At 63.3% G+C, this 25,026-nt stretch carries 19 protein-coding genes and 1 pseudogene; 7 read left to right on the forward strand and 13 right to left on the reverse strand.

The features are described 5' to 3' along the window. Positions 1-113 precede the first annotated feature (113 nt). The 4 genes and pseudogenes from JOH52_RS02460 to JOH52_RS02475 all read right to left on the reverse strand — a co-directional run. Positions 114-1,633 (reverse strand): annotated as a pseudogene (locus JOH52_RS02460) (ShlB/FhaC/HecB family hemolysin secretion/activation protein); the annotation flags it as partial. Next, positions 1,630-2,124: an invasion associated locus B family protein gene (locus tag JOH52_RS02465; RefSeq protein ID WP_014529040.1), complete on the reverse strand. Its 495-nt coding sequence runs from the start codon at positions 2,122-2,124 to the stop codon at positions 1,630-1,632. The pseudogene JOH52_RS02460 and the gene JOH52_RS02465, both read right to left, overlap by 4 nt. A gap of 6 nt (positions 2,125-2,130) precedes the next feature. Next, the gene (locus tag JOH52_RS02470) at positions 2,131-2,943 is read right to left on the reverse strand and encodes a tetratricopeptide repeat protein (protein WP_014529039.1); all 813 of its coding nucleotides are present in this window, start codon (positions 2,941-2,943) and stop codon (positions 2,131-2,133) included. Positions 2,944-3,215: 272 nt separating this feature from the next. Further along, positions 3,216-4,091, reverse strand: a complete 876-nt coding sequence (locus tag JOH52_RS02475; RefSeq protein WP_014529038.1) for a LysR family transcriptional regulator — start codon at positions 4,089-4,091, stop codon at positions 3,216-3,218. A gap of 89 nt (positions 4,092-4,180) precedes the next feature. Here JOH52_RS02475 and JOH52_RS36095 point away from each other — a divergent pair, with 89 nt between their 5' ends. Next, complete coding sequence (locus JOH52_RS36095) at positions 4,181-4,387, forward strand: hypothetical protein (protein WP_014529037.1); 207 nt, start codon at positions 4,181-4,183, stop codon at positions 4,385-4,387. A gap of 52 nt (positions 4,388-4,439) precedes the next feature. Here JOH52_RS36095 and JOH52_RS02480 read toward each other — a convergent pair whose 3' ends face one another. The 3 genes from JOH52_RS02480 to JOH52_RS02490 form a co-directional block, all read right to left on the reverse strand. Then, positions 4,440-6,965: a methyl-accepting chemotaxis protein gene (locus JOH52_RS02480; RefSeq protein WP_014529036.1), complete on the reverse strand. Its 2,526-nt coding sequence runs from the start codon at positions 6,963-6,965 to the stop codon at positions 4,440-4,442. A gap of 329 nt (positions 6,966-7,294) precedes the next feature. Next, positions 7,295-7,435, reverse strand: coding sequence for a hypothetical protein (locus tag JOH52_RS02485; RefSeq protein ID WP_010968761.1), 141 nt, complete (start codon positions 7,433-7,435; stop codon positions 7,295-7,297). Positions 7,436-7,716: 281 nt separating this feature from the next. Further along, entirely contained in the window at positions 7,717-8,901 is a 1,185-nt protein-coding gene (locus JOH52_RS02490; protein ID WP_014529035.1) for a BaiN/RdsA family NAD(P)/FAD-dependent oxidoreductase, read from the reverse strand. A 124-nt stretch (positions 8,902-9,025) separates the two neighbouring features. Between JOH52_RS02490 and JOH52_RS02495 the strand changes: the two genes are divergently transcribed. The 5 genes from JOH52_RS02495 (at position 9,026) to edd (ending at position 16,055) form a co-directional block, all read left to right on the forward strand. Next, positions 9,026-10,462 carry a glutamine synthetase family protein gene (locus JOH52_RS02495; protein WP_003527057.1) on the forward strand — a complete coding sequence of 479 codons (1,437 nt, stop codon included), beginning with the start codon at positions 9,026-9,028 and terminating at the stop codon, positions 10,460-10,462. Between the two features lie 15 nt (positions 10,463-10,477). Continuing rightward, on the forward strand, positions 10,478-11,764 hold the full coding sequence (locus JOH52_RS02500; protein WP_014529034.1) for an NAD(P)/FAD-dependent oxidoreductase: 1,287 nt from the start codon (positions 10,478-10,480) through the stop codon (positions 11,762-11,764). Between the two features lie 196 nt (positions 11,765-11,960). Then, positions 11,961-13,436, forward strand: coding sequence for a glucose-6-phosphate dehydrogenase (gene zwf / locus JOH52_RS02505; protein ID WP_003527054.1), 1,476 nt, complete (start codon positions 11,961-11,963; stop codon positions 13,434-13,436). Positions 13,437-13,444: 8 nt separating this feature from the next. Further along, positions 13,445-14,143: a 6-phosphogluconolactonase gene (gene pgl, locus JOH52_RS02510; RefSeq protein ID WP_003527053.1), complete on the forward strand. Its 699-nt coding sequence runs from the start codon at positions 13,445-13,447 to the stop codon at positions 14,141-14,143. 91 nt (positions 14,144-14,234) lie between these two features. Continuing rightward, entirely contained in the window at positions 14,235-16,055 is a 1,821-nt protein-coding gene (edd, locus tag JOH52_RS02515) for a phosphogluconate dehydratase (RefSeq protein WP_014529033.1), read from the forward strand. A 482-nt stretch (positions 16,056-16,537) separates the two neighbouring features. On the opposite strand, the gene JOH52_RS02520 is transcribed toward edd, so the two are convergent. From JOH52_RS02520 to JOH52_RS02545, 6 genes are all read right to left on the reverse strand, one after another. Next, positions 16,538-16,948: a hypothetical protein gene (locus tag JOH52_RS02520; RefSeq protein ID WP_014529032.1), complete on the reverse strand. Its 411-nt coding sequence runs from the start codon at positions 16,946-16,948 to the stop codon at positions 16,538-16,540. Between the two features lie 102 nt (positions 16,949-17,050). Further along, positions 17,051-18,139 (reverse strand): ABC transporter ATP-binding protein, encoded by a 1,089-nt coding sequence (locus JOH52_RS02525; protein WP_014529031.1) that lies wholly within the window; start codon positions 18,137-18,139, stop codon positions 17,051-17,053. Between the two features lie 19 nt (positions 18,140-18,158). Further along, positions 18,159-19,814, reverse strand: coding sequence for a beta-galactosidase BglA (bglA, locus tag JOH52_RS02530; RefSeq protein ID WP_014529030.1), 1,656 nt, complete (start codon positions 19,812-19,814; stop codon positions 18,159-18,161). Between the two features lie 29 nt (positions 19,815-19,843). Beyond that, positions 19,844-20,986: a carbohydrate ABC transporter permease gene (locus tag JOH52_RS02535; protein WP_003529834.1), complete on the reverse strand. Its 1,143-nt coding sequence runs from the start codon at positions 20,984-20,986 to the stop codon at positions 19,844-19,846. Position 20,987: 1 nt separating this feature from the next. Next, on the reverse strand, positions 20,988-21,998 hold the full coding sequence (locus JOH52_RS02540) for a carbohydrate ABC transporter permease (RefSeq protein WP_014529029.1): 1,011 nt from the start codon (positions 21,996-21,998) through the stop codon (positions 20,988-20,990). A 252-nt stretch (positions 21,999-22,250) separates the two neighbouring features. Next, positions 22,251-23,627 (reverse strand): ABC transporter substrate-binding protein, encoded by a 1,377-nt coding sequence (locus tag JOH52_RS02545; protein ID WP_010968756.1) that lies wholly within the window; start codon positions 23,625-23,627, stop codon positions 22,251-22,253. A gap of 317 nt (positions 23,628-23,944) precedes the next feature. Between JOH52_RS02545 and JOH52_RS02550 the strand changes: the two genes are divergently transcribed. Next, positions 23,945-25,015 carry a substrate-binding domain-containing protein gene (locus JOH52_RS02550; protein ID WP_014529028.1) on the forward strand — a complete coding sequence of 357 codons (1,071 nt, stop codon included), beginning with the start codon at positions 23,945-23,947 and terminating at the stop codon, positions 25,013-25,015. Positions 25,016-25,026: the final 11 nt, after the last annotated feature.

Consider the following 25,026-nt stretch of genomic DNA (forward strand, 5'->3'; position numbering starts at 1 on the left):
GCATGCGCCAGGACGAGGGACATGAACATGCGTTGCCGGATGATGACGTCGGCCGACAGGCTGACGCCGATCAGGTGACGTTGATCCCATTGCCGCAGCGGTGAGGGCTTAAGCCAGCCGACGTCCAGTCCGGCGCCGAGGCGCGCCTCCAGCCCCGGACGGCTGAAGGCCAGCCACTCGAGCGTGTTGCGGAAATAGATGCCGCTTTCGCCGTACATGTTGTCATCGTGGAATCCGCGGACACTCGACCAGCCGCCGATCGAGAATTGCTCCGATGCGGGAGGATATCGCTGGCGAGCTGCGCCGAAATCACGCCCCTATAGGTCAGCGGACTGGAACCGAGCGGCTGTTCGTTGGTGAGACGCAGGCTCCAGCTCTTGAAGCTGGGGTCGATGGCGCTCTTGTCGGGAACCTCGCTGCCGAGCGCCTCGATACCGAAGCGCGCGCTCGCGTCGAACTCGAACTTGCCGGCGCCGGCAAAGGTCTCGCCGCGCAGGCCGAGGCTGCCGGTCGCAAGCCGCTGGCGCTGGCTTTCGATTTCGTAGCCTTCGATGAAGCTTGCCGAGCGGCTGAACTTGAGGCCACCATAGGCATGGAGTTTGCTGATGCTGTCGCGCGAGATCAGGCGCTCGAGGGTGAGCGACAGATGCCGGGAGCGGCCGGAGACGGGATAGGTCTGGTTGACGCCGTCGAGAGCGAAGGCATAGCGGCTGGTGCCCGCATCGAGCCCAAGGGACCAATTGCCGTAGGGAATGAGAGTGTTCACCGACAGCGCGTCGGAATAGCGGCTGCCGCGCGGGTCGAACGGCGTGGAACTCAGGCTGAAGCTCAGCTGGTCGTTGATGCCGATCAGGTTGTCGATGCCGACCGTGGCATTGCCCTTGTAGACACCGGTCGACTTGAAGCCGGTATTGTCGGTCGAGAGATTGGCGTGGAACCGCCGCTCATCCTCGGACAGCACCTGGACGAAGGAACCGCCGACGGCTTGGCCCGGAATCAGCTGGAACTTCGCCGAGGCCGACCGTGGCGCGTTGTAGTTGTCGAGGCCCTGCTCGATGTCGCGGAGATTGAGGAGATCGCCCCGCGCGGCGGGGAATGCGGCGGCGAGGCGCCGGTCCGCCTGCCGGCCGTCGCCATAGATATAGCCCTCGATGCGGCCGGGAATGACGGAGATTTCCAACGATCCGTCCGAGACGTCCTGTTCGGGCAGGTAGGCGCGTGTGGTGATGTAGCCTTCCTCCTGGTAGAAGGCGTTGATGCGGCCGAGCGCACGGGCGATATCGGCCGCGGTAGCGCAGGTGCCGACGAGCTGCTCGTGGCCCGCCGGAGGCTTGCCGAATGGTTCGTGGCCGGTAATCCGGATCTCATGGATGGTGAAACAGGGCCCGCCCTCCGCAGGTGCCGAGCCGCTCTCTGCGGCGGGGACTTCGGAAGCGCTCTCCGCGCGGGCGCGCGCCGCATCGCGCCTGGCGCGCTCAGCTTCGGCGCTGGTGCTTGCCTCGTTCTGCAGGGTGTCGCGCAGCGTGTCGATCGATTGCGCAAAGGCTGGTGCGCCGCAAAGGAGCCACAACAGGCTGGCCAAGAGGCGATGGCTTACGGGCCGAATCAACGAGAAGGTCTGTCTCACGGTCACGGCTTGCCTCCGCGCTTTAGCCCCTCGAGCGCTTTCGAAAAGCCGTTAAGGGAGACGGCGAACTCGACCGCCTTGTCTTTCGCAGTCCATATGCGGACCTTGGCTGCTGCGCCGCGGCGAAAAGCGTCGAGGACCGGACCGGCGAGCTTGAAGCCGGCATGGCAGCCGGCATCATCGCAGAGTTCGAACAGCGCCTTGAACGGCCGGCGCTTGTCGACACGGATCTCGATGCCGGGCACGAGGTACACCCTTTGCGGGGCAGTAATGACCGCGAATTCCCCCGACCCGTCCGAAGCGGGCGTGACCGTCAGCAGGAAAGCCGGCGGAGCTCCGTTGCGGGTCTCAGGTGCGGCGTACATCTGGCATGAGGCCGAGGCATCCTCCCGGCACTCGACCTTCCAGGCGGGCGAGCCCGATGCTGCCGCGGCCGACGAGCAGGGAAGCGTTGCGGCAAGGAGCACCAGGGCGATCAGGAACGTTGTAACCGACATGCCCGGCTACTCGCCGGTTTGGTCGATCGGAAGCGCTTTCCAGTCGCGTGCGGTGGCGTGCGCCTTCTTGAGTTCCTCCGGTCTCAACCGCGCGCCAAGCTCGTCGCGCAGGGATGCGGCCTCGACGTGGCCGCGGGCGGCCGCGAGATTCGCATAGGCGTGTGCCATTATCGGATCAGCGTCGACGCCCACACCCTCGGAATAGGCCCTTGCGAGTTCGTAGAGCCCCATCGGATTGCCGGCGGCGGCGGTTCGGCGGAAATACGAGACTGCCCTGTTGCGATCGGCATCGACGCCGTTCCCCTCCCGATGAGCAAGTCCGAGATAGTTGAGAGCGGCGACACTGTGCTGCGCGGCAGCCTTTTGCCAGTAGTCGATGGCCTTCGCCCAATCCTGACCGACAGCCTTGCCTTCCGAATAGATCAGGCCGCAATTGAACTGACCGTTCGGATCGCCCGCCGCGGCCGCGGCGCAGATCAGTTCGGTGGCGCGGGCGTAATCCTGGATGACCAGTTCGCCCTTGAGATACATCAGACCGAGCCGGTTCTCGGCCTTGGCGCTCTTCTTGCTGACTGCAGCGGCATAAAGTTCCGCGGCGCGCCTCATGTCCTTGTCCGTCCCGAGCCCCATTTCGAAGAGTCGCCCGATATAGAAGGCTCCATCGGCGTCACCGGCCTCGTAGGCCTCCTGGAATTCCTTGACCGCTCCGGCGATGTCGCCGCCTTCGAGCGTTTTGATCCCCTCGGCGACGCCCGCCCGGGCGGTAGTTGCCGACACCAGTAAGAGCAGGCTCAACGAAGCGTAAAAGGATGCGGTCATGAGGGCCTCGAGTCGGGTGCAGGAACTGCCTGGGACAATCGTGCGATCCGTCGGTGCCAGCCGAAATGGAACGTCAGTGGCGCGAGCGCGGAATCCCTCCGCGCAGCGCAGTCCGTCTCACGCCATCTCGTCGTACAAGACCGAGCGAATCCAAGGAATCAAAGCGCGAATAGCTGATTATATGCAAATAAGGGTTGCGTTGCGGAAGACGAATTCAGCCAGGCAAAACAAGGACCGGCCGGCCCCGGCGCCGGCCGGTCAAGGCTGGAGGCTCATGCCGAATTGCGCGGCGGGCGCTTGCCGGCAAAAAGGTCCGTATGGCTGCGCAGGAAACGTGTCATCCGGTCTACGACCGTGCGGATGTCGCGCCTGTGGCGGTCCTCGTTGTTCATGACGATCCACTGCCGGTGTCTGAGCGGCTCGATCTCGTCGCCCACCCGCTCGAGCAGAGGATCGAGATCGCCGACGAAACAGGGCAGCACCGCCCGTCCCGCGCCGGCTCGCGCGAGATCCAGCAAGGACCGAGGCCGTGTGACGGTTGCAACGATCCGGCCCGGCGCATGCTCGTGCGGCCATCTCAGATAGGCCGATATAGCATCCTCTTCGGCGACTGCGACCCAGCGCTCCACTCCGCCCGGGGCGTTCTTCTGCCGGTAGGCGGCATAGGCGACTTCGCCCACCGGCCGCGCCGCAAGATAGGTTTCCTCCGGCTCGAAGGCACGGATGCCGATATCGCTTTCGCGGTAGGCGAGATTCGCCCGCGCCTCGCCGATCGTCAGCGAAATGTTGAAAGCGTCCCGTTCCGTGCAGATGGCGGGAAAATTCTCGGCGATAAGCCAGGAGACCCATGTGCCGGCCGCGATGCGGACGACGGTCGCCCCCTCGCCCTCCTTCTGCCAGCTTTCGACCTTGCGGGCCGCCGCCTCCATTTCCTGCAACTGTTCGAAGAGAAAGCGGCCGTCTCCCGTCAGCGTGTAGCCGGTCTGGCTGCGGATGAAGAGCGAGCGGCCGGTGCGCTCCTCGAGTTCCAGCATCCGGCGGCCGACGGTCGCGGGGCTGAATCCCGTCGCCTGCGCCGCCCCGGTCAACCCGCCGGTACGCGCCACGGTCACGAAGCAGCGGTAGATGTCCCAATCCGTGTTTTTCATAGCTGAAAAACATATGGGGAAATCGGCTGTATGTAAAACAATTCCGGATGCATAAAAAAGGGGATGCCCAAGAATGAAGGAGCATCACCATGGATATGATGGCAATGGCACTGCTGTTCGATATGGCCTCGAGGAACCGTCCCTGGGACGAGAGGTTCGAGCCCCGGCCGCCGAGCCGCCGGCGGCGCTTCGCGAAACGCCTGCTTTCGGCAGTGTTCCGCAAGCGGCAACCGGCGGAGACAAGTGAAGGTTGCGCCGGCAGCTTTGCTGTTTCCTGCGCAGGCGGCGTCAAATGAAAGCGCCGCGCATCCGGGATGCGCGGCGCCACTAGCAGCGTTTTGAATCCGATTAGGCCGCCCGGTAGCTGTGGTCGGCTGCGGCCACCGGCTCGAGCCGGAACTGCTCGACCAGCATCATCAGCGTATCCGCCTGATTGGCGAGCGCCCGGCTGGTGCCGGTCGCCTCCTCCACCATGGAGGCGTTCTGCTGCGTCATCTGGTCCATCTGGTTGACGGAACCGTTGACCTCGTTCAGGGCTGCGGCCTGATCGCGGCTGGCCGTGGCGATCATCTCGACATGCTGGCTGACCGTGACGATCTCGGCGCTGATCGAGGCGAGCACCGCGCCCGTTTCCTTGACGAGACGCGAGCCGGAACTCACCTCTTGGGTCGATTTGTCGATCAGCCCCTTGATCTCTCGCGCCGCCTCGGCCGAGCGCTGCGCCAGTTCGCGCACTTCCTGAGCCACGACGGCAAAGCCCTTGCCCGCCTCGCCGGCACGCGCCGCTTCGATACCGGCATTGAGCGCCAGGAGGTTGGTCTGGAAGGCGATATCGTCGATCACTTCGATGATCTGCTCGATCTGGCGGGAGGCGGCCTCGATGCGTCCCATGGCGGCGACGGCGTTGGTGACGACCGTCGCCGAACTGTCGGCGCTCCGCTTGGTATGAGACACGGCCTGGTTCGCCTCGTGCGCCCGCTCCGCCGAGGAGCGCACCGTCACGGTGATCTGGTCGACGGCCGCCGCCGTCTCCTCGAGCGAAGCGGCCTGAGCCTCTGTCCGCTTCGACAGCGCGTCGGCGGACCGATGCATGTCGGCGCCACCCTGCTGGATAGCCTGGGCGTTGGCGCGAATCTGCGCCAGCGTATCCTGAAGGCGGAAGAGCGATCCGTTGAAATCCAGCCGCAACTGTTCGAGACGGCCGGCGAAGGGCACTTCGATCTGTCGCGACAGGTCGCCCTGTGCCAGGCGTCCGAGACCGGCTGCGAGTTCGCTCACGGCAAGATCGATCTGTCTGTCGAGCTCGCGCTTCTCCGCATCGTTGCGGCTGCGCTCGGCTTCGGCGCGGGCACGCTCTTCGGCGCTTTCCGCCTCGATGCGCACCTTGGAGAGCGCATTTTCCTTGAAGACGCCGAGGGCACGCGCCATGTCGCCGATCTCGTCGCGGCGCATGCCGCCGTCGATCGAGGTATCGAGCGCGCCGTCCGCCAGCCGCCGCATGGCAGCCGTGATCTGGCCGATCGGCTTTTTCAGCGTGAGCGTGAGCGCGATGCCGGCCAGGAGCGCGATCACGACGCCGGTGATCGTCGCCGCAACGGAGATCTGATTGGCTTCCGCACGCTCGCTGCCGGCGGCGACCTTCTGCTGCTCGGCAAACCCGGTGAGGTCGCTCCAGATCTCGTTGATCGCGGCGCCCGCGGCCTCGAATTCGACAGTGCGCTTATCCGTGATCTCGACCAGCGCAAGGCCATCCTTCTTCATCCCGTCGATGATCGGCAGAAGTGCGCCGGCGGCCTGGTCGAAGAAGCTCATGCCGCTCGCGATGCCGCGCAGAGTTGTGAGGTTGGACTGGACTGCAAGGAACCTGTCGAGGAGCTTCTTGCGGCTTTCCTCGCTCGTCGTTCCGAGAAATGCCGCGGCGGCGATCTGAATGTCGGTAAGCGATGTGGAGAGCCTGCGTGTCGCGGTCAGTACCGACTCCGTCCCGGCGATCTTGCCGTCGAGCTCGCTGAATATCTGCGTCGCCTCGCGCATCTTGCCGACCGAAGCTGCCTCCAGCCGGAAGCTCGCGGTGCGGAAGCGGTCGACATATTTGGAAAGGCCGGCGAGCGTTTCGGGGCCGGGCGGCGTCTTGATAAGGGCGCCGATCGCCCCGGAAGCAGAATTGACGGTTTCGGCAAGGGATTTCTCGCCCTTCGGCAAAAGCACGAAGATATCCCGTTGCGTGCGGCCTATGGCCGGGAAGTGACCCTCTGCGACCTTCAGCTTCTCCTCGACCGTTATCGCCCCGCTCACCTCGGTCGCGAATTCGGCGTAGAAGCGGCTGGCACGCATGAGTTTTTCGGCGTTGCGCAGCATCGTCTTCGCCGCATTCTCGTCCTTGCGCACCGCGTATTGCAGCCGGTTCGCCTCTTCGTTGATCTTCGCCTGTTCGGCCGCCAGACGCTCCAGATCGGCCCTCGTCTCGGCCCGGAGCTTCTGCTCGCCCTCATGCAATGTCCAGAGCCCGTCGATGCGCGTCTCGATGTCGCTGGTCGCGGCAATGGCGGCAGCCAGCTCGTCCTCGCCGTTTCCGCCCGCAACCTGCGCCGCGGTTTCGGCCAGAACTTCCTTCTGCGTGACGATTGCGTCCTTGAGCATCCGCCGACTTTCGTCGGTCGTCTGCTGCAGGAAGTTGTTCATCTGGGCATAGACGTCCTTGAAGCCGCTCAGCGTCTTGAGGACGCTGTTCGAAATCTCCATGCGGCCCTGCAGCAGTCCAGAGGCATAAAGTCCGGTTATGCCGACGGCCGAGATGCTGACGACGAAGGGCAGGATGAAGAACAGAACCTTCGTCTGAATCTTGAAGCGGGCAAGTATCCTGTCGATGAACATGGAAAACACCTTGGCTACAGCGCGCGTTCGCCTCCCCGATGGCTCGAAGCGCTCCGGGGCGCGTCAGGTGAACGCACCAAAGGCGCTCGGGCGCCACCCGATGCGCAAACAGGCTGATGTTTTTCGGAAAAGTCATGCGGCGCACGCCGCCAGCCCGCCAGCAGTCATTGCGGGACCGCGCAGCCGGCTTGGCGGCGAGGACCTGGCGGTGCTCATTTGCTCGCCATAATCATTTCAAACGATTAAGAATTCCATAAGCGGAATTTGCCCCGTTGGGGGCGAAATACCGGTGCTCCGGCACATCGACGTGGCGCGTCGGAAGCGACGCCTCAAAGCCAGGAAAAGAGAGCAACGGCCGTGACGGCAAACAGAGCGAGCGTCGCAAGGTAAGCCGTCAATTCGTTCTGCCCGCGGCTTTTCTCTGCGCGGGCGATGGCTATTGCACGGGGACGGCGGCGTTGCTGGTTCATGGCCTCTTGTCCTTGTCGCTGCAGCACCGAGCGTCTTGGGCGCGCAAGGTCGCTGCAGCACTTCGAGTTGCCGGCAAAGACCGGTCTGTCTTTGCCGTTACCATCATGGTGCATCCATCCTGCGGCTGAAGAAAGTCCCCGAAATGGAAACAATGCGGTTTCCGTTTGTTGACTTCCGCTGCCCTTCGCGGCTGTCGCGCCATGATAAACAGGTTCAGTAATTTCCCTTATATTTCCCTTAAGAATGGCCGAAGAAGCAAATCACCAATTTTGCCGCACGGTTACACGTCTTGACCGGCGACGAAGCCCGACGCCCAGGCCCATTGGAAATTGTAGCCTCCAAGCCAGCCGGTCACGTCGACACACTCGCCGACGAAGTAGAGGCCGGGGACTTCTTTTGCCTGCATGGTCCGGGAGTCGAGCGCACGCGTATCGACGCCGCCGAGCGTGACCTCGGCCGTCCGGTAGCCTTCCGATCCCGCCGGCTTCACCGCCCAGGCCTGGATGGAGCTGGCAAGCGCGTCGATCGCCTTGTCGGAAAGGTCGGCAAGCATGCGCCCCGTCAGCTTCGCTTCGTCGGCGAAGAACTGCGCGAGCCGGCGCGGCAGGATGTCGGCAAGTGCCGTCTGGACTGCCTGGCGGCCGTTCGCCCGGCGCATTCCCTTGAGGATCGAGGCGATATCGATGTCCGGCATCAGCCGGAGGACGATCTCCTCACCCTCACGCCAATAGGATGAAATCTGCAGGATAGCCGGTCCGCTCAAGCCTCGATGGGTGATGAGGACAGCCTCGCGGAAGGCGGCCTTCCCGAACCGCGCCTCGGCATCGGCCGCGACGCCGGCAAGCGCGCCGAGCTTTGCGAGCTGCGCCTGGTCGAGTGTCAGGGGAACCAGTGCCGGCCGGGTTTCGACAACAGGCAGGCCGAACTGCTCCGCGATGCGATAGGCAAGACCCGTCGCTCCCATTTTCGGGATGGACTTGCCGCCGCTTGCCACGACCAGCGAGGCGGCGTCGACCGTGCCGGCGCTCGTCGTCACACGGAACCCGGAGGCGGTCCTCTCAACCTCCCCGATGCTGGTTTCGAGCCTCAGTTGCACTCCCGCCGCCATCATCTCCGCCATCAGCATGCGGATGATGTCCTTGGCCGAATGATCGCAGAAGAGCTGGCCGAGCGTTTTCTCGTGCCAGTCGATGCCATGGCGCTCGACCAAAGCGACGAAGTCCTGCGGCCGGTATCGGGCAAGAGCCGACTTGCAGAAATGCGGGTTGCCGGACAGGAAGTTCCTGGGGGACGCATGGATATTGGTGAAATTGCAGCGGCCGCCGCCGGAGATGCGGATCTTCTCGCCGGGCGCCCTGGCGTGGTCGATGACGACCACCCGGCGCCCGCGCTTGCCCGCCTCGATGGCGCACATCATGCCGGCGGCGCCCGCCCCGATGATCACCACGTCCTGCATTTGCGCCACGGAAGCTCCCTTCTGTTTCCGTATCCTCCTTTCCGGTGAGCAGGGCGAAAGTCAATCGCGGGCATCTAGCTAATTGCCGAACTGCGGCTATGATTGCGCTATCCGAAGCCAAACCCGGTGATTTATGTCTTCCAAGAGAAGTGTTGCCCAAGAGACAGCAAAGGTCAGCAAGAGTTCGAAGATACCCCTCGCCCTGCATGCCGCCCGTGGCGTGAAGACCTGGACCGAAGCGGTCGACTGGCTCAAGATCCGCGGCATCGAAGATATCGAGTGCATCACGCCCGACCTTGCGGGCGTTGCGCGCGGCAAGATGATGCCGACGTCCAAGTTCACGTCCAATACCTCCCTTGCCTTGCCCTCGGCGATCTACCGGCACACGATTTCCGGCGAATATCCGGAAGAGACCGGGCAATTCCGCTATGATTCCCGCGACAGCGACATCAAGCTCGTTCCGGACCTGTCCACCCTTTCCATCGTTCCATGGGAAAGCGACCCGACGGCGCAGGTCATCTGCGACATCGTCGGCTCGCAGGGCGAGCAGATCAGCTACACCCCGCGCAATGTGCTGAAGCGCGTCATCGAGCTCTACCGGCAGAAGGGCTGGAAACCGGTGGTCGCACCGGAGATCGAATTCTATCTCGTCGCCCAGAACGACGACCCGGACTATCCGCTGCGGCCGCCGAAGGGCCGGTCCGGCCGCTCGATCCTCGGCGGCCAGGGCTATTCGATCGCCGGCATCAACGAGTTCGACGAGCTCATCGACGACATCTACCATTTTTCCGAAAAACAAGGCCTCGAGATCGATACGCTGATTCACGAAGAGGGGCCGGCCCAGCTCGAGATCAACCTCAGGCACGGCGATCCGATCGAGCTTGCCGACCAGGTCTTCCTGTTCAAGCGGACCATCCGCGAAGCGGCGCTGAAGCACGGAATCTATGCGACGTTCATGGCCAAGCCCATGCAGGGCCAGCCCGGCTCCGCCATGCATATCCACCAATCGGTGATCGACATCGAGACCGGCCGCAACATCTTCTCCAATCCCGACGGCTCGCCATCTCAGGCGTTCTTTTCCTTCATAGGCGGCATGCAGCTTTACGTGCCGCGGACGTTGTCGATGATGGCGCCCTATGTGAACTCCTATCGGCGCCTCACGCCGGACATGTCGGCCCCGGTCAACACCGCCTGGGGCTATGACAACCGGACCACGGCGTTCCGTATCCCCGTCTCCGATCCGGTCGCCCGGCGCATCGAGAACCGCCTGCCGAGCTCCGATGCGAACCCCTACCTGGCGCTCGCGGCTTCGCTCGGCTGCGGCTATCTCGGCATCATCGAGGGCCTGCAGGCGACACCGCCCACGGAACACACCGCCAATGAGGGCGAAATCGAACTGCCGCGAGGGCTGCTCGAGGCGGTTTCGCTGCTCGAATCGGCTCCCGCGCTGGCGGAGGTCTTCAGCGCCGAGTTCATCGCCATCTATGCCGGCGTGAAGCGCGGCGAGTTCGAAACCTTCATGCAGGTCATCAGCCCGTGGGAACGCGAGTTCCTGCTCCTGAATGTCTGATCCGGAATAGGTTCCATGACCTGGCAAAGCCCGATCTCGCCCGGATATTCCTGGTACGAGGCGACGATTCCCGAGCGGCCCGTCTTCCCGGTCATGCCGGGCTCCCGCAAGGCCGACGTCGCCATTATCGGCGGCGGCTACACCGGCCTGCAGGCCGCCTGCAATCTCGCCCGGAGCGGGACGGACGTCACGCTGATCGACGCCTGCCGCTTCGGCGACGGCGCCTCGGGCCGAAATGGCGGGCAGTTCGGCACCGGGCAACGTGTCTGGGCCGACGAAACGGAGGAGGTGCTCGGCCGCGAATGGGCGCAACGGCTCTTCGATATGGCCGAGAACGCCAAGCGCTATGTCCTGGGATTTGCCGAAGAGCACGCGATCGACATCGAATTCATGCCGGGCCAGCTCTCGGTCGGCCACAAGGCAAGCCTCGAAAGGGACTATCGCAACCACGTCGAGGCGATGACCGGGCGGTACGGCTATCCGCACCTTTCCTTCATGGATCGCGAGGAGACCGTGAGCCGGCTCGGCTCCAGCCATTACCACTTCGGTATCCGCGACACCGGGACCGGCCACATCCACCCGATGAAGCTGGTTGTGGGGCTCGCCAGACAGGCGGCGCTCGCCGGCGCCAATCTCTACGAAGGGACGAAGGCGCTCAAGATCGAGAAGAAGGGCGGCGCGGTCGTCATCGAGACGACAAGCGGCACGATCACGGCCGACCGGGCGCTGATCGCCTGCAATGGCTATATCGGCAATCTCGAGCCGGTGACCGCGAGCCACGTCATGCCGATCCGCTCCTTCATCGGCGCGACGACGGTGCTGCACGGCCATCCCGAGATTCTGCCCGGCGGCGAATCGGTCGACGATTCGCGCTTCGTCGTTCGCTATTTCCGAAAATCGAAAGACGGGCGGCTGCTCTTCGGCGGGCGCGAAGCCTACACTGCCGACAATCCGCGCGACATTTCGGCGCACATACGCCGGCAGATCTGCGAAATCTACCCGGATCTCGCCGATGTCGAGATCACCCATGCCTGGGGCGGCTCGGTCGGCATCACCATGCCGCGCCAACCCTTCTGCCGCGAGGTCATGCCGGGCGTCACCACGATCGGCGGTTATTCCGGCCATGGCGTCATGCTCGCCAATTATTGCGGCAAGCTCTATGCCGAGCTCGCGCTCGGCAAGTCAACCGAGCTCGATCTGCTGAAGCAGCTCAAGATACCCGCCTTCCCCGGCGGGACGCGGTTCCGCTCGGCACTCCTGTTCCTGGCGCTCAGCTGGTACGCACTGCGCGACCGTTTCTAAAGGGAAGGCCGTCCCTGATTTCCGACGGTGGCGCAAAGTCCTTGAAATCCCGCATATTTCTGTTCCCCGGACGGCGGTGATATAAGGATCGGTGCGTCGGCAGCCGTGCGGCCGCCCATTTTGTTGCGGTGCACCCTAGCCATTTTAAATCGATTAGATTATACCAGCCCAGACCTCAACGAGATCGAGACATCCCATGAGCAGCCAGATCATTCCCGTCGAACCGTTTGACTATGTGGTGTTCGGGGGCACCGGCGATCTTGCGGAGCGCAAGCTGCTGCCGGCACTTTATCACCGTCAGATGGAAGGTCAGTTCACGGAACCGACGCGGATCATCGGCGCATCGCGCGCGAGCCTTTCCCATGACGAATACCGCAGGTTCGCGAGCGACGCCCTGAAAGAACACCTGAAGTCCGGGGAGTTCAACGAGGCGGAAGTCGAGAAATTCACCTCGCGTCTCTATTACGTCTCCGTCGACGCCAAGTCCGAGCAGGGCTGGGACGATCTGAAGAAGCTCCTGGAAGAGGGCAAGGATCGTACCCGTGCCTTCTATCTCGCCGTCGGGCCGGCGATTTTCAGCGACATTTCCGAAAAGATCCGCGATCACAAGCTTATCACGAGGAACACCCGCATCGTCGTCGAGAAGCCGATCGGCCGCGACCTCGCTTCCGCGACGGAGCTCAACGACACGATCGGCAAGGTCTTCCGCGAAGAGCAGATTTTCCGCATCGACCACTATCTCGGCAAGGAAACGGTGCAGAATCTGATGGCACTGCGCTTCGCCAACGCACTTTACGAGCCATTGTGGAATTCCGCCCACATCGACCACGTGCAGATCACCGTTTCCGAAGCCGTCGGGCTCGAGAATCGCGCAGGCTACTACGACAAGGCGGGCGCGCTGCGCGACATGGTGCAGAACCATATCCTCCAGCTTCTCTGTTTCGTCGCAATGGAGGCGCCGACGTCGATGGACGCGGAGGCCGTGCGCGACGAGAAGCTCAAGGTGCTTCGCGCGCTGAAGCCGATCACCGCCTCCAATGTCGAGCAGGTGACGGTCCGGGGCCAATACCGCGCCGGCGCATCGTCCGGAGGCCCGGTCAAGGGCTATCTCGAAGAGCTCGAAGGAGGCGTTTCCAACACGGAAACCTTCGTCGCGATCAAGGCCGAGATCAGCAATTGGCGCTGGGCAGGCGTGCCCTTCTATCTGCGTACCGGAAAGCGCATGGCGGGCCGCATGTCGGAGATCGTCATCACCTTCAAGCAGATCCCGCACTCGATCTTCGATCAGAGTGCCGGCCGGATTTCGGCCAACCAGCTGATGATCCGCCTGCAGCCGAATGAAGGCGTCAAGCAGTCGCTGATGATCAAGGATCCCGGACCGGGCGGCATGCGGCTGAGGAACGTGCCCCTCGACATGAGCTTCGCCGAGGCCTTCGCGGTCCGCAATGCCGATGCCTATGAACGCCTGTTGCTGGACGTCATCCGCAACAACCAGACCCTGTTCGTGCGCCGCGACGAAGTGGAAGCGGCCTGGCAATGGATCGACCCGATCCTCAAGGCCTGGGAAGCAACCGGACAGCAGGTGCAAGGATATACCGCCGGAACCTGGGGCCCGAGCCAGTCGATCGCGCTGATCGAGCGCGACGGCCGCACTTGGAACGATGCGATCTAGGGCCGATCATGAGCGCGAACATGCACATATTCGAAAATCCGTCCGCACTGGCCGAGGCCCTCGCGGATGACGTCGGTGCAAGGCTCGCCGCCGCGATCGCTGCGAGAGGCACGGCAAGCCTCGCGGTATCGGGCGGCTCGACCCCGAAGGCCTTTTTCCGGTCGCTGTCGCGTCGCGAGCTCGATTGGTCGAAAGTGACGGTCACCCTCGTCGACGAGCGCTTCGTGCCGCCGGAAAACGACCGCTCCAACCATCGTCTGGTTGCCGACAACCTGCTCAAGGACGGAGCTGCTGAGGCGCGTTTCGTTCCGCTCTATCAGGCGGCCGAGACTGCGGAAGCGGCCGCGGCGATCGCGAGCGGGAGGACGGCAAGCCTCGGCGCCCCCCTCGATGTCGTGGTGCTCGGCATGGGAACGGACGGCCATACGGCCTCGTTCTTCCCCGGGGGGACGCGCCTTGAAGAGGCGCTCGACCCCACGACGCCACGCGGCGTGATCACCATGGAAGCGGAAGGCGCCGGCGAACCCCGCCTCACCTTCACCTTCTCCAGCCTGCAGGATGCCGGCTATCTGGTGCTGCATATCGAAGGCAGCGGCAAGAAAGAGGTGCTTGCTCAGGCCGAAGCGTCCGGCGACGAGGCGGAGATGCCCATCCGGGCCATGCTTCGGCGGGCCGCATCGCCGCTGCAGATATACTGGGCGCCCTGAGGCGACCCGGAAAGCGCCGCAACGCTGTGGCGCTCGAAGCCGATGATCGATGAAAAAGAGGAGTCGTAAGACTCCGGAAGAGGATGTGTCCATGTCCGCCGATTCCCGCATAGCCGCCATTACCGCCCGCATCGTCGAACGCTCGAAGCCTTACCGGGAGCCCTACCTCGATCGCGTCCGCAGCGCTGCGACGAACGGACCGCACCGGACCGTTCTCGGCTGCGGCAATCTCGCGCATGGATTTGCGGTCTGTTCCCCCGCCGAGAAGGTGGCCCTTGCGGGCGACCGCGTCCCCAATCTCGGCATCATCACCTCCTACAACGACATGCTCTCGGCGCATCAGCCGTTCGAAACCTATCCGGCACTGATCCGGGAGGCCGCGCACGAGGCGGGCGGCGTCGCTCAGGTCGCCGGCGGCGTTCCGGCAATGTGCGACGGCGTCACCCAAGGCCAGCCCGGCATGGAACTGTCGCTCTTCTCGCGCGATGTCATCGCCATGGCGGCCGGCATCGGCCTGTCGCACAACATGTTCGACGCGGCCGTCTATCTCGGCGTCTGCGACAAGATCGTGCCCGGACTCGCGATCGCCGCGCTCACCTTCGGCCATCTGCCCGCGGTCTTCATCCCCGCCGGACCGATGACCACGGGCCTGCCGAACGATGAGAAGGCCAAGGTTCGGCAACTCTTCGCCGAAGGCAAGGTCGGCCGCGACGAGCTCCTGGAGGCTGAGTCCAAGTCCTATCACGGCCCTGGCACCTGTACCTTCTACGGCACCGCCAATTCCAACCAGATGCTGATGGAGATCATGGGCTTCCACCTGCCCGGCGCCTCCTTCATCAATCCCGGCACGCCGCTTCGCGACGCGCTGACCAGGGAAGCGACGAAGCGGGCGCTTGCGATCACCGCGCTCGGCAACGAATTCACGCCCGCCGGCGAGATGATCGACGAACGGTCGATCGTCAACGGCGTCGTCGGCCTGCATGCGACCGGCGGCTCGACGAACCACACGATGCATCTCGTCGCGATGGCCCGCGCCGCGGGCATCGTGCTTACCTGGCAGGACATTTCGGAGCTTTCCGATCTCGTGCCGCTGCTCGCGCGCGTCTATCCGAACGGGCTGGCCGACGTGAACCATTTCCACGCGGCAGGCGGCATGGGCTTCCTGATCGCCCAACTCCTCAGGAAAGGCTTGCTGCACGACGATGTCCGCACCGCCTACGGGCAGGGGCTGAGCGCCTATGCGATCGACGTGAAGCTCGGCGAGAACGGCAGCGTCAAGCGCGAGCCCGCGCCGGAGGCAAGCGCCGACCCGAAGGTGCTCGCGACCGTCGACCGCCCGTTCCAGCACACCGGCGGCCTCAAGATGCTGAGCGGCAATATCGGCAAGGCGGTCATCAAGATCTCCGCCGTGAAGCCTGAGAGCCACGTCATCGAAGCGCCGGCCAAGATCTTCAACGATCAGGCGGAACTGAACGCCGCCTTCAAGGCGGGAAAGCTCGAAGGCGATTTCGTGGCCGTCGTGCGCTTTCAGGGGCCAAAGGCCAACGGCATGCCGGAACTGCACAAGCTAACGACGGTGCTCGGCATCCTGCAGGATCGCGGCCAGAAAGTCGCGATTCTCACCGACGGGCGTATGTCCGGTGCCTCCGGCAAGGTTCCGGCAGCGATCCACGTGACCCCGGAAGCGAAGGAAGGCGGCCCGATCGCACGTATTCAGGAAGGCGACATCGTCCGCATAGACGCGATCAACGGCAAGGTCGAGGTGCTCGTCGAGGACATCGCGCTGAAGACGCGCGTTCCGGCGCATATCGACCTCTCCGACAACGAGTTCGGCATGGGCCGCGAGCTCTTCGCTCCGTTCAGACAGATCGCCGGTGCGGCCGACCGCGGCGGAAGCGTGCTGTTCCATTAGGCAAGGCCCAGTCCGATCGGGTTATCGCGGGAACCGCCCCCTCTGGCCTGCCGGCCATCTCCCCCACAGGGGGCTACGGCATGCACATATCTCTACAGCGCCGCGCGTCTTATGAGACGCGCAAAGGTCGCTGTAGCACTTTGATCTGCTGCATGTTTTTGTCCTTTAATCGGATAGGATTAAAGGAAACATGCAGTAGATTGCCCCCTCATCCGCCTGCCGGCACCTTCTCCCCGCAAGCGGGGCGAAGGAACAAGCGGCGCCGACTGAACCTCGCATTCACCGCCCGCTCGAGGGAGCGAGCGGGCGCGGCATATCCCTTCTCCCCGCCTGCGGGGAGAAGGTGGCGGCAGCCGGTTGAGGGGCAATCCCACGCTCGGCCTTCCCTCGAACCGCCAGGTTGTGGGGAGATGGCCGGCAGCCCAGAGGGAGTATAGCCCGCAAACCACACCGAGCATCGCCAGCGGACGGCCGCGTCATTCTCAGCGATAGATGTCGAGCGTGCGGTTCCGATGGTTCGGATGGGTGCTGTAGACGAAGATCCGGTCGAGGTCCCGCTCGCTCAGGAGCCGCAGGAAGCGCGCCTCGATGATGTTGTTGGCGTGGACCCGCCTCAGGAGGCAGCCGATCAGGGGAATGCGGGCGCTCGGTATGTCGAGATAGAAATTCTGCGGCAGCTGGAACTGGGTCAGGATGCCGATCAGGGCGCTGCTCCTGGAGAGCTTGATGATCTCGCAGCGGCGCGACGAGAGATGCTGCATACCCTTTTCGGTGAATTCGATCCGCGCCTCGTTCCGCGTGTCCTCCATCGGGAAATTCGCCTCCCGATCGTACATGAATGACTCTTCCTTGTTGAGAAAGTGCCGGTTGATCACGGGGGCTGCACTGCTCATCGAACTCGCCTTTTCGCATTTCACTGCGACGACGCTAACCCATGAAATTTAACAGAGGGTTCAGGGCTGCAGGCCGAAAATGCCCCCGGCCCTGCAGCCGAACTACGCCCGATAGCTCTGTCCCTTGGTGTCGAAGAGATGCAGCTTCGCCTTGTCGGCCGTGAACCGCACCTTGTCGCCGCGGCCGACGCGGGCGATACCGGGCATCTTGGCGATGATCGGCTCGTTTTCGACCAGTCCTTCGATGTAGAGCAAGGTCACCTCGCCCAGCGCCTCGACGATCGAGACCGTGCCCTCGAACAGGAAATCGTCGGTCTCGGTCACCTGCAGGTCTTCCGGGCGCACGCCGAAGCTTGCCGTCTTGCCGTTTTCGGAGGCATTCGTCGGAATGTCGAGCGTCACCGATTTTCCGCCCGCGAGCGTGACGGCGGTCTGTTGGCCGGTCGCGGTGATCGTCGCCGGGATGACGTTCATGGCCGGGGAGCCGATGAAGCGCGCAACGAAGAGATTTGCCGGCCGCTCGTAAAGTTCGAGGGGCGCCCCGACCTGTTCGATGTGACCGGCGGAGAGGACCACGATCCGGTCGGCGAGCGTCATCGCCTCCACCTGGTCATGGGTGACGTAGATCATGGTGGTGTCCGACATCCGCTCGCTGAGCTTGGCGATCTCGATGCGGGTCGCTACCCGGAGCGCGGCGTCGAGGTTGGAGAGCGGCTCGTCGAAAAGGAAGACCTTGGGATTGCGGCAGATCGCCCGGCCGATGGCCACGCGCTGCCGCTGGCCGCCGGAAAGCGCCTTCGGAAGCCGGTCGAGATATGGGGTGAGCTGAAGCATATCCGCGGCTCCACGCACACGCCGGTCGATCTCCTCCTTCGATTCCCTGGCGATGCGCATGCCGAAGGCCATGTTGTCGTAAACGGTCATATGCGGATAGAGCGCATAGGACTGGAACACCATGGCGATGCCGCGCTTCGAAGGCGGCACGTCGTTGACCCGCTCGCCGTCGATGAACATGTCGCCGCCGGTTATTTCCTCGAGCCCGGCGATCATGCGCAGAAGTGTCGACTTCCCGCATCCGGACGGTCCTACGAAGACGACGAACTCGCCTTCCTTGATGTCGAGATCGATGCCGTGAATTACGTCGACGGCCCCGTAGGACTTGCGGATATCTTTCAGCAGCAGGCCTGTCATGGCACCCTCCCCTCGGTTCTCAGGCCAGGCGCGCGAAAAACGCGCCCCAGGCCGGCAGCTTGACCTCGTGATCCAGTATCTCAGAGACGAAGCCGTGACCCTCGAGCGGCTCCAGCCGCTTCATCGGCAGTTCCTTAGTCGCAGCTTCGTCGCTCATGTTGAACAGGCAAAAGACTTTCTCGTTGCCATGGCTGCGCAGGAAGCCGAGCAAGGAGCCCCTGGTCTCGACGAATTCGATCTCGCCCTTGGCCAATGCCGGATTTGCCTTTCTGAAGGCGAGAAAGCGTCGGTAGTGGTGCAGCACCGAGGCCGGGTCGCCCTCCTGCACGGAAACCGCCCGCGGAATGTGGCTCTCGGAAATCGGCAGCCACGGCGTCGCGCTGCTGAAGCCGCCATCGGGCAGGCTCTCCCACACCATCGGCGTGCGGCAGCCGTCCCGGCCCTTGAAGTCGGGCCAGAACTGGATGCCATAGGGATCCTGGAGATCCTCATAGTCGAGCTCCGCCTCGGCGAGCGCGAGTTCCTCGCCCTGAAAGATGCAGACGGTACCGCGCAGCGACATCAAAAGGCTGGCGAGCAACTTCGCATGCGCGTCGTGATCGGTGACGCCATCGGCCCAGCGGCTGACGTGGCGGACCACGTCATGGTTCGAGAAGGCCCAACAGGCCCAGCCTTCGGGGGCCGCCCTGTGGAAGTCGCGCAGAACCTCGGCCACGCGCTGCGGCGTCAGCCGATCGGGCGCCAGAAACTCGAAGGCGTAGCACATGTGCACCTTGTCGCCGCCCGACGTGTATTCGCCTGCGATCTCGAGGCCGCGCTGGCTGTCGCCGACCTCGCCGACGGCGGCGATCGCCGGGAACTCGTCCATAACCGCGCGGAAGCGCTTCAGGAACTCCAGGTTCTCCGGCCGGTTCTTGTCGTAGATATGCTCCTGATAGTTATAGGGATTGACCGCCGGCGCAGTCGAGGCGTTTCGGCGTTCGGGCACGAGCGCGGGGTTGTCGCGCAACTCGCGGTCATGGAAATAGAAGTTGATGGTGTCGAGCCGGAAACCGTCGACGCCCCGCTCCAGCCAGAAGCGCTCGACGGCAAGCAGCGCTTCCTGAACCTGCGGGTTATGCAGATTGAGGTCGGGCTGCGAAGTGAGGAAGTTGTGCAGATAATATTGCAGGCGGGTCGGATCCCACTGCCAGGCGGACCCGCCGAAAATCGACAGCCAGTTGTTGGGCGGTGTGCCGTCCGGCTTCGAATCCGCCCAGACGTACCAGTCCGCTTTCGCATTGCTGCGGCTGGAGCGGCTTTCGACGAACCAGGGGTGCCGGTCGGAGGTATGTGACAGCACGAGGTCGATCATCACCCGGAGACCGAGCCGGTGGGCCTCTGCGATCAGCGCATCGAAGTCTTCGAGCGTCCCGAAGATCGGGTCGACATCGACATAGTTCGAGACGTCGTAGCCGAAGTCCCGCATCGGCGACGTGAAGAAGGGCGATATCCAGATCGCATCCGCGCCGAGCCCTGCAATGTGGGGCAGACGGGCCGTTATCCCCTGCAGATCGCCGATGCCATCGCCATTGGTATCCTGAAAGGAGCGCGGATAGATCTGATAGATCACCGCGCCGCGCCACCAATCCCTATCGGGCTCGAGGGGTGAGCTCGTCGTTTCGTTCATTGTCATGCTGTTCAGGGTTCCTTGTCTGAAATCGATCAGCCGCCCTTGACCGACCCAGCCAGCAGACCGCGCACCAGGTAGCGTTGCAGGGCGAAGAAGACGATCAGCGGAACGACGATGGTGATGAAGGCGGAAGCGGTGAGAATTTCCCAATTGCCGCCGCGCGAGCCGAGGAGATTGACCAGACGCCCGGTCAGCACCAGCTTGTCGTCCCCCGCGCCGAGGAAGACGATGGCGACGAGAAGGTCGTTCCAGGTCCAGAGAAACTGGAAGATGGCAAAGGAGGCGAGCGCCGGAAACGACAGGGGCAGAATGATCTTGACGAAGATATCGAAATCGCTGGCGCCGTCGACGCGCGCGGATTCCATGATCTCGCGCGGCAGGCCGGCCATGTAGTTGCGCAGGAGATAGATGGCGAGCGGCAGGCCGAAGCCGGTATGGGCGAGCCAGATGCCCATATAGGTCTTGGCGGAGACGCCGAAGAAGGCGCCGACGCCATTATAAAGCTGCAGCAGCGGAATGAGCGACATCTGCAGCGGCACGACCAGAAGGCCGACGACCACGGCGAGCAGCACCGCGCGGCCGGGAAAGGGCATCCAGGCGAGCGCGTAGGCAGCGAAGGCCGCAATCAGGATCGGAATGACGGTCGAGGGTACGGCGACGGTCAGCGAATTCAGGAAGGACCTGCCGATGCCCGCAGCACTCAGGACCTCGGCATAATTGTCGAGCGTGAAGCGCGGTGGCGTGGTGGCCGTAAAGAATATCCGCTGGCCGCGCGAACCCTCCATCCGCTGATCCGAAACGATTTCGAAGCTGCCGTCGGATTGTACCGTCAGCCTTTCGCCGTCGTTGAGCTCAGCCGTTTCGCCGGGCTTGAATTTAGTGGGTTCGCGGCTGGAAAATCCGAAGGCGGAAACCTCGCCCCGGCCCTCCAGCAGGTTTCCGGAAATCACGAACTTGCCGTCGCGCTCGACCTGGTCCTCGGCCGAGGGCGCGCGGACGACGGCATTGCGCGACGAGCTGGAAAGAGCCGTCCACCAGCCGGAAACGGCGAGCTGGTCCTTGTCGCGCAAGGAGGAAATCAAGAGGCCGGCCGTCGGCAGGGTCCAGAGCAGGACCAGAAGCAGGACGGAAAGATGCACGGCCCAGGTGAGCGGAGAACGCCTTGACGGATTCATCTCAGTGGCCTCCCGATTCCCTGGTCGCGTTGCGGATGTTCCAGATCATGATCGGGATGACCAGGATCATGATGACCACCGCGATTGCCGCGCCCCGGCCGAAGTCGCCGCCGCCGCGGAACATCCAGTCGAACATGAGATTGGCAAGCACCTGGCTCTGCCATTGCCCGTTCGTCATCGCCAGCACGATATCGAAAACCTTGAGGACCAGGATGGTGATGGTCGTCCACACGACGGCGATCGTGCCCCAGATCTGCGGCACCATGATCTTGAAGAAAATCTGCCAGCCATTGGCGCCGTCGATAACCGCCGCCTCGATCGTCTCCTCCGGAATGCCGCGCAGCGCCGCCGAAAGGATGACCATGGCAAAGCCGGTCTGGATCCAGATGAGGATGACCATCAGGAAGAAGTTGTTCCAGAAGGGCAGCGTGATCCAGGCCTGCGGCTCGCCGCCAAGCGCGACGACGATGGCGTTCAGGAGACCGATCTGTTCGGAGCCTGCGGCGCGGTAATCATAGATGAATTTCCAGATGACGGCTGCGCCGACGAAGGAAATCGCCATCGGCATGAAGATCAGCGTCTTGGCGATATTGCCCCACCAGATGCGGTCGGTCAGTGCCGCAATGATCAGGCCGAAGAAGGTCGAAAGCGCCGGCACGACGAGGAGCCAGAGGAAATTGTTGAAGATCGACTGGCGGAATTCGCCGTCATTGATCATCCAGGAATAGTTGCTCAGGCCGACGAAGTTCTGGCCTCCGCGCCCGTGAAGGCTCAGCCAGACCGATTGGACGACGGGGTAGACGAGGTAGAGCGTCAGCGCCAGCAGGGCCGGGGCGAGAAACAGCCAGGGACGAATGCTGTTGGCGATACGCAGGTTGCGCGAGGCGACGGCCCCGAACTTCCCCTTGGAGGGGAAGATCCAGTCGAGAACGAGATTCGTGCTCCAGAAATAGGCCGCGCAGACCAGAACGCCGGCCACCATCGTCAGAATGGCAGCAATCAACTGTTCCATGACACATTCCTCCCCTCTCACGCCTTCGCAGGCGCCTGCTCCAGGCGCCTTGAATAACGGCGGCTGCTTTTTATTGGCGGCCCTCTACAGCGCCGCGCGTCTTATCAGACGCGCAAAGGTCGCTGTAGCACTTTGATCTGCTGCATGTTTTTGTCCTTTAATCGGATAGGATTAAAGGAAACATGCAGTAGCCGGAGGGCCGCCCAATCAGGAACAGGCGGACGATGCCCCCACCGTCCGACCGACCGGATCTTACTTGATGGAGTCCCATGCCTTCTGTACGCCGGCCGCGACGTCAGCCGAGGACTTGCCCCCGACGAAATCGACCATGCCGGTCCAGAAGGCGCCGGCGCCGATCTTGCCGGGCATCAGGTCGGAGCCGTCGAAGCGGAACGTCGTGGCGTTCAGCAGGATTTCACCCTGTTTCTTCAGCGGCGGATTTCCGTAGACGTCGACGTTGACGCTCTTGTAAGGCGTGAGGAAGCTCGTCTGCGCCATCCAGACCTCGTGCGCGATCGGGGTCTTCAGGAACTCGATGAAGGCGCGTGCCGCCGGCGTGTCCTTGGTGATCATCGCAAGCGTGCCTGCGCCGAGCACCGGATTGCCGAGCTCCTTTTTGCTTTCATAAGGCGGCATGTAGAAGAAGTCGGCATCCTCTCCGACGACCTTGCCTTCCGGGAAGAAGGACGGAATGAACGAGGCCTGGTGGTGCAGGTAGCACTTCGGCGGAGAACTGAAGAGGCCTTTCGGGCTGTCCCGGAAGTCGGTCGACGCCACCGCCGCTGCGCCGCCGTCGACGAAGGCGTCATTGCGCGCGAACCAGCCGAACTCCTCCAGTGCACCCGTGACCGCCGCATCCGTGAAGGGTATCTCGTTCTTCACCCATTTGTCGTAGGTCTCGGCGGGCTGGGTCCGCAGCATCAGGTCCTCGACCCAGTCGGTCGCCGGCCAGCCGGTCGCGCCGCCCGAACCGAGACCGATGCACCACGGCTTTTCGCCGTCCTCGGCGATCTTCTCCGTCAGCGCTTTCAATTCTTCCATGGTCTTGGGCACTTCGTAGCCGGCATCCTCGAAGTTCTCCGGCACGTACCAGACGAGAGACTTGACGTCGATCTTGTACGGGAAGGCGTAAAGCGCGGACGTTCCGTCCTTGCCGTTATAGGTGGAGAGGTCGACCCAGGACTGGCCTGCAGCGTAGTTGTCGAGGAGCCATTGCTTGGTTTCGTCGCCGAGCGGCGTCAGAAGGCCCTTGGCGGCCAGATCGGCGATGAGACCCGGCTGCGGCAGGATTGCGACATCAGGCGGGCTTCCCGCCTGCGTATCGATGACGATCTGCTGCTCGTAGTTTTCCGAGGAGGAATATTTGAGCTCCACGCCGGTTGCCTCGACGAAATAGGCGTAGACGCTCTTGAACAGAGCCTCGTCCTCGCCGCGCCAGGGACCGAAGATGGTGAGCGTCTGACCCTTGAGGTCGTGACCCTTCTTGAACTCCTCCAGGCTCGCCCAGTTGAACCTGGAATCCTCTCCCGGCTTGAATTTCAGGTCGGCGGCGCCGGCAGTCCCTGCAAGCCCAGCAGTCCCTGCAAGCAATGCGAATGCGGCCACGCCGATCAGCAATGATCTCTTCACCTCTTGTCCTCCCCCAAAAAGAAGCCCGGGCGGACGCCTCGGGCGAATGTCAAAGCGCGAATTCATGGCTCCGTTTTATGCCGAGCATTCAAAGCGCTTTGAGCTCGCTAACACTCCATCGCTGCAGAGAAAGAGTCAAGAGCTTTCCTTCCCCTGCAGAATTGTGCGGCATTTTGCTTTGCGGCAACGTTTTGCGGCGCAAGATGCAGGTTTTTCGCTTTTTTGAAGCCGATCCCGATGATACAGGTCATCAGAGGTGCTTGCCGAAGCAAGAAAAATGAAAAAGATATTCAAAGCGCTTTGGAAGGAATCTCGCCATGCCGGTCAACCTCAAGCAATTGGCGGAACTGCTCGGCCTGTCCCAGACCACGGTCAGCCGGGCGCTGAACGGCTATCCGGAGGTCAATGCGGAAACGCGGGCACGGGTGCTGGAGGCGGTGCGCGAGACGGGATACAGGCCCAACCGTGCCGCACAGCGCCTCGCGACCGGGAAAGCCTATTCGATCGGGCTCGTCATGCCGATCGCAGCCGGAATCGATTCGGACATCCATTTCGGTGAATTCCTGGCGGGGCTGGCGGAAGAAGCGGTGGAGCACGATTTCCACTTCGTGTTGAACCCCAGTGCGCCCGAAGACGAGGAGGCGACATTCCGCCGGCTTGCAGCGAGCGGCAATGTCGACGCTGTCTTCATCGCCTATATGCGCGCCAACGATCCCCGCATCGAGATGCTGAAGGCACTTTCCATTCCCTTCGTGGTGCATGGCCGCTCCATCGGCGGTCCCCGGGACTATCCGTTCCTCGACGTGGACAATACCGGCGCCTTCTACGACGCCGCCAGGCTTCTCATCCAGCTCGGCCACAACCGCATCGCCCTGATCAACGGGCCGGAACACCTCACCTTCTCCATCCGCAGGAGGAAAGGGCTGGTGCGCGCGCTCGCGGAGAAGGGTCTCAACCTCGACGATGCGCTCGTCCATCACTCTGCGATGACCGACGAGCATGGCTATCGGAGCATGCAGCGTTTCCTCAAACGGCCGGCCCCGCCGACCGCCGTCCTTTGTTCCAGTACAGTGCTGGCGCTCGGCGCCGTACGGGCGATCAACCAGGCCGGACTCGCCATCGGCACCGACATCTCGCTCATCGCCCATGACGACGTGCTGCCGATGCTGAAACCCGAGAACTTCAGCGTACCGCTGACGACGACGCGCTCCTCGCTTCGCGCGGCAGGTGCACGCATCGCCAAGCGGCTGATCGGCGGCATCCTCAATCAGGGAGACTATCCCGAGCAGGAGCTTTGGCGCGCCGAACTGATCGTGCGTGCCTCGACGGGGCCTGCACCGGACAGATCACCCCTCCCCAACCCCTCCCCACAGGTGGGAGGGGCTTAACCCGCCGCATC

It is taken from the genome of Sinorhizobium meliloti (assembly GCF_017876815.1).
GTDB lineage: Bacteria > Pseudomonadota > Alphaproteobacteria > Rhizobiales > Rhizobiaceae > Sinorhizobium > Sinorhizobium meliloti.